This is a genomic window from Flavobacterium psychroterrae, assembly GCF_018380615.1.
In the GTDB taxonomy this organism is placed as follows: domain Bacteria; phylum Bacteroidota; class Bacteroidia; order Flavobacteriales; family Flavobacteriaceae; genus Flavobacterium; species Flavobacterium psychroterrae.
On record NZ_JAGYVZ010000052.1, the window covers coordinates 1 to 9,514 of the forward strand.

A 9,514-nucleotide genomic window follows, 5' to 3' on the forward strand; every position below is an offset into this window, starting at 1 on the left:
GAATAAACTGGAATGTTGTTTTTTAAAACTTTATTTATACAGCCAAGCTTAAACTCATAATCATATTTTACTCTTTTTTCCATAAAAATGCCCCCAAATAGTGTCTAACTTTTTGGGGGCAGTTCAACTTGTCGGGTTTATTATTTAAACGTTATGAGTTTCTCAATTAATTCTAAACTCTTAACTTCTATAAAAATTATCTAATTTTCTAATTGACAAATTATCTAATTACAGATAATTTAATGCTAAGAATATTTCCTGATCCAAAGGCAAATCTATTTCACTTTCAAAAAATACTAATTGTCTTTTATATACTGTTTCAATTAAATAATGATTTCCTCTAAAATAAGTTTTTCTAATTTTTACCGGCAAGTTAGATTCTGCAACCATTTTAAATTGATGCGGATAAACCAAAGTTTTATGTGTTTCATCTTCATAAGAAAGCAATAAATGAGTTGGTAATTCATTTACTTCTCCAAAAAGCGATGCCACATATTTAGTTTGAGGATCTTCGTAAATTTTTATCGGATCATCTTTTACAATAAGTTCTCCACCTCGCATCACGATTGCCTGATCTGCAAAAGACAAAGCATCAGTACTATCATGTGTTGCAATAATGCAGGTGATTCCTTTTTGTTTTAGATATTTGAATAAATTTCGGCGTAAAGCATTTTTTCTAAAAGCATCAATCTGACTAAAAGGTTCATCTAATAAAATTACTTCCGGTTCTAAAGCCAGAACTCTTACTAGGGCAACTCTTTGTTGTTGACCTCCACTTAAAAACTTAGCTTTTACATTTGAAAAGTTTTCCATTTCTACCATTTCCAGTAATTCCTGAACACGCAGTTTTTTCATATTCGCAAAACCATTGGAAAGAAATTTACCAACATTTTCGGCCACTGTTTCAAAAGGAGACAAATCAAAATCCTGCGCCAGATACTTCATAAAAGGCATTCCGGGAATCAAATTGTATTTAGGACCATAAACAGGCTTTTCATTATAAAAAATCTTGCCTTCATTTAAGTCATATAAGCCGTACATTAATTTAAGAAGCGTGCTTTTTCCGCAGCCGCTTTCGCCAATAATAGCAATATTTTCTCCTTTATTTATAGTAAAGGAAACGTTTTTTATAACAGGAGTATCGGTATACGTAAAAGAGATATTTTGAATGTCGAGCATGGGTTGTATTTGAAAGGTCAAATTTACAATGTTTAATTTCTAAAGTCAAAAAAAAGCTGCTTCAATTATGAAACAGCTTTTAAGAAATTTTATTGCGTTTGAAACTTATTTTCCAGCTTCAGATTTAGCATCATTTACCATTTTGTCATTTGCAGTGATCGAAAACTCTACACGACGGTTTTGCGCTCTTCCTTCAGGAGTATCATTTGTAGCAATAGGTTCAGCAATTCCTAAACCTGAAGTTTTAAAACGGCTTGATTTTAATCCTTTTGCAACTAAATAAGCTTGCACTGATGCCGCTCTTTGTCCTGAAAGTGTTAAGTTATATTCTGGTTTTCCTGTGTTATCAGTATAACCAAAAATTTGAATATCAGTATCTCCATACTCATTGAATACAGAAACTAATTTATCTAAATTAGTTTTTGCCTGAGGAGTCAAAGTTGATTTGTTAGTATCAAAACGAACAGAATTTTCATTTAAAGTTAAGTGAATTCCTTCTCCAACTCTTTCTACAGATGCACCTGGTAAAGCCTGATCAATTTGACGGGCTTGTTTGTCCATTTTGTTTCCAATAAGAGCACCAGTTCCACCACCTACAGCAGCTCCAATTGCAGCTCCTAAAGCAGTGTTTCCACCTTTTCCTAAATTATTTCCTAAAATACCACCAATTAAACCACCGGCAACTACTCCAATTCCGGCTCCTTTTTGTGTATTATTAGCGTTTTTTACTGAATCGCAACTTGCAAAGAAACTTACTAAAACAAGTAAACTACTCAAACCTAAAACTGTTATCTTTTTCATATTGTATATTTTTATTTTTTAATTTGCTCTTTGAAATTGGTAAGTTACATCCTTAACTTGTCCGCCAACATTAATATTATCGATCAACTGAAATGATGTATCAGTTAAACCGGCAACTTTTAGCAAGTAACCATCTCTAACATTTTTTGATTTTGTTCCCGGATTAACAATTTTAAGAACAAAAAGTCCCTGATTGTTAATACTCCAAACAATTGGTGAAGTAAATGCAGTACAACTTGGTGCAGTTAAATTCATTGTTCCTTTGTTATTATTAGAAATAAAATTCCAGGTACTTCCAATAAAACATTTAGAATCGGCAAGATCAAAAGATGTTACTTTGATATATTCAGAACCTGCATAAGAAACATTAGTTAAAACCCAATTTCCTTTAATAGCTACTTGAGTAGGTCTGTCAAGTTTAGTCGATAGCGGAGTCGCTTCTGGTGAAGCTGTAGTCGAAGCTGATTTACACGCGAATAACATCGTGGCGATCATGCAAATGAAAAGAATCTTCTTCATTTTGTACATTTTTTTAAGTTATTACTTACTTATTTAACAATTATTATTTTAACAAAGATACAATTCATAACGAAACTTTTGTTTTAGAATCTAATTATTTTCTTTCAAAATTAACACTTACGCCATTTTGTCATTCAAAAAACAATTGGTATTCTATTTGAAGAAATGAAAATCATCACTTTAAACTAATAAATTAAATAATATGACAACAGGTAAAATTAATGTTTCGGTAGAAAACATCTTTCCCTTAATCAAAAAGTTTTTATACAGCGATCACGAAATTTTCTTACGTGAATTGATTTCCAACGGTACGGATGCTACTTTAAAATTAAAACACTTAATAAGCATTGGCGAAGCTAAAGTAGAATTGGGAAATCCTGTAATAGAGATCAAAATTGACAAAGAGGGTAAAAAAATCCACATCATCGATCAGGGTTTAGGTATGACAGCTGACGAAGTTGAAAAATACATTAACCAGGTTGCTTTTTCAGGAGCCGAAGAGTTTCTTGACAAGTACAAAGATTCTGCTAAAGATTCTGGAATTATCGGTCATTTTGGACTTGGATTCTACTCTGCATTTATGGTTGCAGAAAAGGTAGAAATCATTACTAAATCATATAAAGATGAGCCAGCTGCGCACTGGACATGTGACGGAAGCCCGGAATTTACTTTAGAACCGGCTGACAAAACTTCACGTGGTACAGAAATCATCTTACACGTTGCCGAAGATTCACTTGATTTCTTAGAAGATTCAAAAATTAGCGGTTTATTAAATAAGTATAACAAGTTTATGCCTATTCCAATTAAATTTGGAACAAGAACAGAAAAAATAGAACAAAAAAAGGGAGAACAAGTGGCTCCTGAAGATGTAGATAATATTTTTACTGAAGTTGAAGTAGATAATATCATCAATAATCCAAATCCGGCGTGGACAAAACAGCCAACTGAATTATCTGATGAAGATTACAAAAGCTTTTACAGAGAATTGTATCCAATGCAATTTGAAGATCCGTTATTCAACATCCATTTAAATGTAGATTATCCGTTTAACCTGACTGGAATTTTATACTTCCCTAAATTAGGTTCAGACATGCAAATTCAGAAAGACAAAATTCAATTGTACCAAAACCAGGTTTACGTTACTGATAATGTAGAAGGAATTGTACCTGAATTTTTGACAATGCTTAAAGGAGTTATCGATTCACCGGATATCCCGTTGAACGTTTCCCGTTCTGGTTTACAAGCAGATGGTGCCGTTAAGAAAATCTCTAACTACATTACTCGTAAAGTAGCTGATAAATTAAAAGCATTATTCAATGAAAATCGTGCTGATTTTGAAGCTAAATGGAACGATATTAAAATCGTTTTAGAGTACGGAATGCTTTCTGAAGATAAATTCTACGAAAAAGCAGGTGCTTTCTTTTTATACCCAACTGTTGATGATACTTACTTTACTCTTGAAGAATTACAAGAGAAACTTAAAGACAACCAAACGGATAAAGACGGAAAACTTGTTGTTCTTTATGCCGGAAACAAAGATGCACAACACTCTTATATTGAAACAGCAAAAGAAAAAGGATACGAAGTATTACTTTTAGATTCTCCTATTATCTCTCACTTGATTCAAAAAATTGAAGGTGATAATAAAGATGTAACTTTTGTTCGTGTGGATTCTGATCATATTGATAATTTAATCAAGAAAGATGAAAACACGATTTCTAAATTATCAGATGAAGAAAAAGAAACCCTTAAAACTTCATTAGAATCTTATATCCCTAAAGCATATAGTGTACAACTAGAAGCTATGGATAGCCAAGCTGCTCCGTTCATTATCACGCAACCTGAATTTATGCGTAGAATGAAAGAAATGAGTCAGTCTGGTGGCGGCGGAATGTTCGGGATGGGAAATATGCCTGAAATGTACAATCTTGTTGTAAACACAAATTCTGATTTAGCAACGAGTATTTTGAATACTGAAGACAAAACACATCAGGAACATTTAGTAAAACAAGCTTTAGATTTAGCTAAATTATCGCAAAACCTATTAAAAGGAGAAGCTTTAACTGCTTTTGTAAAAAGAAGTTTTGAAATGATCAAATAAGAAATAACTACATAAAGTTATTTTTGTCCTAAGCCTCGTAAGTTAAACTTACGGGGCTTTTTTTGTTCTAATCAAATCCATTTTTTTGATTTTAAATCGTTTTAAAAAAAGGGTGTTTCGCCCCTTTCCTACCAAAATTTCTTTCTATAATTTTACTTCTCCATAAATATAAATAACTGATTATCAACATTTAAATACAAAATCATGGATAAAAAGAAATTTACTGAGAACGGAGAAATTTTGACGATAATCAAGGAACTAAAAGACCAAATTAAGAATAAGAATTTCTCAGATATTGTAGATGCAAATAATTGCCAATATGTTGATTTAGTACAAGAAGGCGGCGGCGTATTAGGAATCGCTTTAGTTGGCTACATTTATATTTTAGAACAAATGGGTATTCGGTTTTTGAGTTTAGCAGGAACATCTGCCGGAAGTATAAATACCATGCTAATGGCGGCGGCTGGCACAATTGATATTCAAAAATCAGAATGGATATTAGACTGTTTGTGCAATAAAAACTTGTATGATTTTGTTGACGGAGATCACGATGCGAAGGAATTTATCGATGCTTTATTGAGTGATTCCGGCAATCTAAAACTAATTATGAAAGGATGTCAGGTTGTAGATAATTTTAAAGATGATCTTGGATTAAATCCCGGAAAAAATTTCCATCAATGGATGACAAACTTGCTTTCGCAAAAAGGAATTAAAAATTATGCTGATTTAAAAGCTCTTAGATTAAAAGGAGTTTCGGATAAAAATAAATTATACCGAATTAATAAAGTGAATTTGGGCGATAAAGAAGAATACAGCCGACCGGATCATTGGAGCGAAATGGCGATAATTGCAGCAGATATTACTACCGAAAGTAAAATTGTTTTTCCTAAAATGATCGATTTATTTTATTCAAATCCTGATGTTCAAAATCCTGCTGATTTTGTGCGAGCTTCCATGTCTATTCCGTTATTTTTTACTCCGTTTAAAATTACAAATATTCCGGGCGGAGTCGATGCCTGGAATAAATGGAATGAAGCAACTTGTTTAAGAACCTCGGTTCCGCTGGAAGTTATGTTTATGGATGGAGGAATTATTTCGAATTTCCCAATTGATATTTTCCACGAAAATTTGACTGTTCCCGCCTCTCCTACTTTTGGTGTTAAACTGGGATATGATAAAAATGAAATCAATAAAAATGAAAAAATCACAAACGTAATTAGTTCGATGTTCGATACGGCGAGATATGGTTATGATTCAGAATTTTTAAGAAAAAATCCGGACTTCAAAAATTTAATTGGATACATTGATACAGGAAGTCACAACTGGCTCAATTTTAATCTTACCGAAGATGCAAAAATTGATCTTTTTATTCGTGGCGCTCAAAAAGCTTCAGAATTTCTTGTGAAGTTTAACTGGGAAGAATACAAAAAAATCAGAAAAGCCAAAAGCGAATATTATAAAACGGTTTAAAAAAATCAATCACTTTGTAAAACAATATCACATAAAAACACGTTTACAAATCCTGTAAGCTCCGTTTACAGGATTTTTTTACTGTGATTCGATTTTTTTATTACATTTAAATGCTTTTTTAACCCCAAACAAAAAACCAAAACTATTATGAAAAAAACCACTATTTTACTATTAGCCATTTGCGCAACAGGACTTACCTACGTTTCTTGTTCCAGCAATGACAGCGACAAAACGACTCAAGCTGATGTATCTTCAATTGGCGCATCGATTGCAATTGATGCAAGTACCGAAATGGATATAAAAACCGCATTACAAGTTTCGTCAAAACCATCTGCAACTGGAAAAACAACCGAAACTTCTCCCGGAATTTGCGGTACAATTACAGTTACGCAACAAAGTGCAGAATCATATCCAAAGGTATTTACAATAGATTATGGAACAGCAGGGTGTGTTGATAACCAATTGGCAAGAAAAGGAAAACTAAAAGTTACACTTTCCGGCCCTGTAACTACAACAGGAAGTAAAATGACCGTAGAAAGAATCAACTATTCGTTAAGCGGAATAAAACTGGAAGGAACAATAGAATATGTAAATACGACAAGTGTTGCCACTGTACCACAATTTAGCAGAAAAGTAACCAACGGAAAATTTACTGATTTAGCAGGAAGAGTTTTTCTAAACTCCGGAACAGTTACAGTAAAACAAACAGCCGGTGTTGATACGCCATTTGTACTAGAAGACAACGTTTATGAAATGCCTGAAGGAACTCATACAGTTACAGATAAAGACGGAGCAACACTAACATTAACTGTCCAGGAATCGCTGATAAAAAAATATTCGTGCGATTTTATCTCTAAAGGAAGACTGAAAATTCAGGGCGGAATTTTAAACGGCGTTGTTGATTATGGAAACAATGATTGTGATAAAACATACACGTACACCAACGAAAACGGAACATCATTTAATTTATCAATGTAACATAATAATTTGCTTAAAATCAAGAATCCCAATTTAGAAATAGATTGGGATTTATTTTTTCACTAAAATTGAAACACGACATACTACATTCAAACTATTTTCTTTATTTTGCAGCAAAATCTAAAAAACCAATGAAAAAATCAATTATTGCTTTTGTTACAATTGCACTATTAGCATCTTGCAGCAAAAAAGAATCAACCGACAGTTTACACCTTACAGGAAATATAAAAGGATTAAAAAACGGGACTTTATACATTCAAAGAGTTGTTGATACTGCTCTTGTAGCTATTGACAGTATTAAAATAGACGGAAATTCCTCGTTTGAAAGTGATTTAAAACTAGAATCTCCAGAAATGCTTTACTTGTACCTTGATCGTGGTGTAACTAATTCATTGGATAATAATATAATGTTTTTTGCAGAACCTGGAAATGTTAACATCGACACGAACTTAGATAATTTTATTTTTGGTGCGAAAATTACAGGATCTAAAAATCAGGAATTATACGAAGAATATAAAAAAATAAACTCACGTTTTAATGATGAAAGCCTTTCTATGGTTGAATCAAGATTTAATGCAATAAAAAGTCAAAATCAAAAAGCGATTGACAGCATTACAGCAAAACAAGAATCTAATACTAAAAGAAAATACTTGTATGCTACAAACTTCGCACTTAACAATAAAGATCACGAAATAGCACCTTATATTGCCTTAGCCGAGATTTATGATATCAATGTTAAATTCCTCGATACCATTCAAAAATCTATGACTCCTAAAGTTGCGCAATCTCTTTACGGAAAAAAACTAACCAAATACGTTGCTGACATTAAAAAGGAAGAAAAAAAATAACTTTAAGATTATATAATAAACGAAAACGTCCTGAATCTTCAGGACGTTTTTTGTATGTATAAATTCCAGTTTGAAAATTGGAATTTGGGTTTTAAAAAGATTGTAATTTTACTGGTATTATCTTCCCATCAAAGATCCTAATATTGCAAACACAAAAATTAATCCGTACAATACTAAAATTGCAATCATAAAAATACCAATAAATTTGTAGTGCGATTTTAAGTATTCTAAAGAATTGGTCAATGCTTCAGTGTCATTATCTCTAAAAGCTTTCTTTGCATTAGAAGCAAATTTGAATAAGTAATAAACTGGAAAAAAATAAATTGCTGCAAGAATAAAATACAAAACACCAATTATTGCTCCAAAAGAACTTCCCATAGCATTTGCACCAGGAATCATTGATCCCATTGTTGCCAAAAATGCTCCTGCAAAAATTGCACCTATCATCAAAAGCCCAATCCCGATGAAGCCTACAATGGATAAAAAATAAGCCCATTTTGCGGTTTCTCTTAAAAAGCCTTTTGCAGATTCATTGAGCTGCAACTCAAATTTTTCAAAAACTGAACTTTCTTCCATTTGTATATTATTTTGTTTTGGTTAAGAAGCAAACATAAGAAAAATATTGTTACAATTATTTTAACATTACTTATAATTTGTCATTTTAACCGAAGGGAGAAATTACATTACAGATTTAACGGTTTGTTGCAGATAGCGGAAGGAACTTTATTTTTTGCCACAAATTGCACGAATTTGCACGAATTAATTTTATAATTGAATTACCTATGACAACTATTATTTATCTAATTTAATATCAAAAAGTAATTATGCTACAACGTAAATAATGTCCTAAACAAAAAAAGAGACTCTAACAGAGCCTCTCATTTATTATAATTTCATTTAGAATATTATTTCAAATTATGTAGTTTTTCTAAATACTCAATTTTATCTTTTTCAACCTGAACCAAACGCTCATAAAGTTCTACAACTTTATCAAGCGCATTAAATGAACATTCATGATTTTGACTGAAAGCTCCTTGACTATTGCTAAAATCAGTATCATGAAATGTGTTGAAATAATTAATCATATTTTCTTCCGAGAAATTTTTAATTGCTTCTGCAGTTACGCCAAGCGCTTTTGCAATTTCAATTAATTTTTCATCGTCAATTGTTTCGCTATTTTCAATAGCCGAAATAGCTTGTTGATTTGTTCCCAAAGCTTGCGCCAATGCTTCTTGCTTCATATCTCGAAGTTCACGAATACGGCTAATTTTTCGCCCTATATGATTTGGTTTTGTTAGTGTGCTCATAATTCAAAGATAATGATTAAGTGTAATAACGGCAATATGTAAAAAACATATTTAAAGATGTAAAATACTGATAAAAATATAATTTTTCGGAGAAGTATATTTTGATTTATATTTTAAAGCACAATCCTGTCATTTCGACGCAAGGAGAAATCACAAACTAAACAAAACTTTATACTTAACAAAATGGATCAGGTGCAAAAGTTGGGGATTAAGCAAAAAGATTAGATAATCTGAATAAGAAGAAATCTACATTTCTAACTCCTCTAAATTGAGATCTAAATGCTTTAATTTTCGCATTAAAAGATTCTGCA

9 protein-coding genes are annotated in these 9,514 nt (G+C 31.9%); 4 read left to right on the forward strand and 5 right to left on the reverse strand.

All coding sequences use genetic code 11. From position 1 onward, the window contains the following. Nucleotides 1-228: 228 nt before the first annotated feature. The 3 genes from KHA90_RS24620 to KHA90_RS24630 all read right to left on the reverse strand — a co-directional run bounded on the left by KHA90_RS24620 (nt 229) and on the right by KHA90_RS24630 (nt 2,499). A complete protein-coding gene (locus tag KHA90_RS24620; RefSeq protein WP_213308124.1) occupies nt 229-1,179 on the reverse strand; it encodes an ABC transporter ATP-binding protein in 951 nt (316 codons plus the stop codon). A gap of 105 nt (nt 1,180-1,284) precedes the next feature. Then, the gene (locus KHA90_RS24625; protein WP_213308126.1) at nt 1,285-1,980 is read right to left on the reverse strand and encodes an OmpA family protein; all 696 of its coding nucleotides are present in this window, start codon (nt 1,978-1,980) and stop codon (nt 1,285-1,287) included. An 18-nt stretch (nt 1,981-1,998) separates the two neighbouring features. Further along, on the reverse strand, nt 1,999-2,499 hold the full coding sequence (locus tag KHA90_RS24630) for a lipocalin family protein (RefSeq protein WP_213308128.1): 501 nt from the start codon (nt 2,497-2,499) through the stop codon (nt 1,999-2,001). 202 nt (nt 2,500-2,701) lie between these two features. Between KHA90_RS24630 and htpG the strand changes: the two genes are divergently transcribed. From htpG to KHA90_RS24650, 4 genes are all read left to right on the forward strand, one after another. After that, nucleotides 2,702-4,600 carry a molecular chaperone HtpG gene (gene htpG / locus KHA90_RS24635; RefSeq protein ID WP_213308130.1) on the forward strand — a complete coding sequence of 633 codons (1,899 nt, stop codon included), beginning with the start codon at nt 2,702-2,704 and terminating at the stop codon, nt 4,598-4,600. 204 nt (nt 4,601-4,804) lie between these two features. Continuing rightward, nucleotides 4,805-6,070 carry a patatin-like phospholipase family protein gene (locus KHA90_RS24640; RefSeq protein ID WP_213308132.1) on the forward strand — a complete coding sequence of 422 codons (1,266 nt, stop codon included), beginning with the start codon at nt 4,805-4,807 and terminating at the stop codon, nt 6,068-6,070. 147 nt (nt 6,071-6,217) lie between these two features. After that, nucleotides 6,218-7,048 (forward strand): hypothetical protein, encoded by an 831-nt coding sequence (locus KHA90_RS24645; protein WP_213308134.1) that lies wholly within the window; start codon nt 6,218-6,220, stop codon nt 7,046-7,048. Between the two features lie 131 nt (nt 7,049-7,179). Continuing rightward, on the forward strand, nt 7,180-7,896 hold the full coding sequence (locus KHA90_RS24650) for a DUF4369 domain-containing protein (RefSeq protein ID WP_213308136.1): 717 nt from the start codon (nt 7,180-7,182) through the stop codon (nt 7,894-7,896). A 117-nt stretch (nt 7,897-8,013) separates the two neighbouring features. Here KHA90_RS24650 and KHA90_RS24655 read toward each other — a convergent pair whose 3' ends face one another. Then, entirely contained in the window at nt 8,014-8,472 is a 459-nt protein-coding gene (locus KHA90_RS24655; RefSeq protein WP_213308138.1) for a DUF5362 family protein, read from the reverse strand. A 329-nt stretch (nt 8,473-8,801) separates the two neighbouring features. After that, the gene (locus KHA90_RS24660) at nt 8,802-9,203 is read right to left on the reverse strand and encodes a helix-turn-helix domain-containing protein (RefSeq protein WP_213308140.1); all 402 of its coding nucleotides are present in this window, start codon (nt 9,201-9,203) and stop codon (nt 8,802-8,804) included. Between the last annotated feature and the right edge of the window lie 311 nt (nt 9,204-9,514).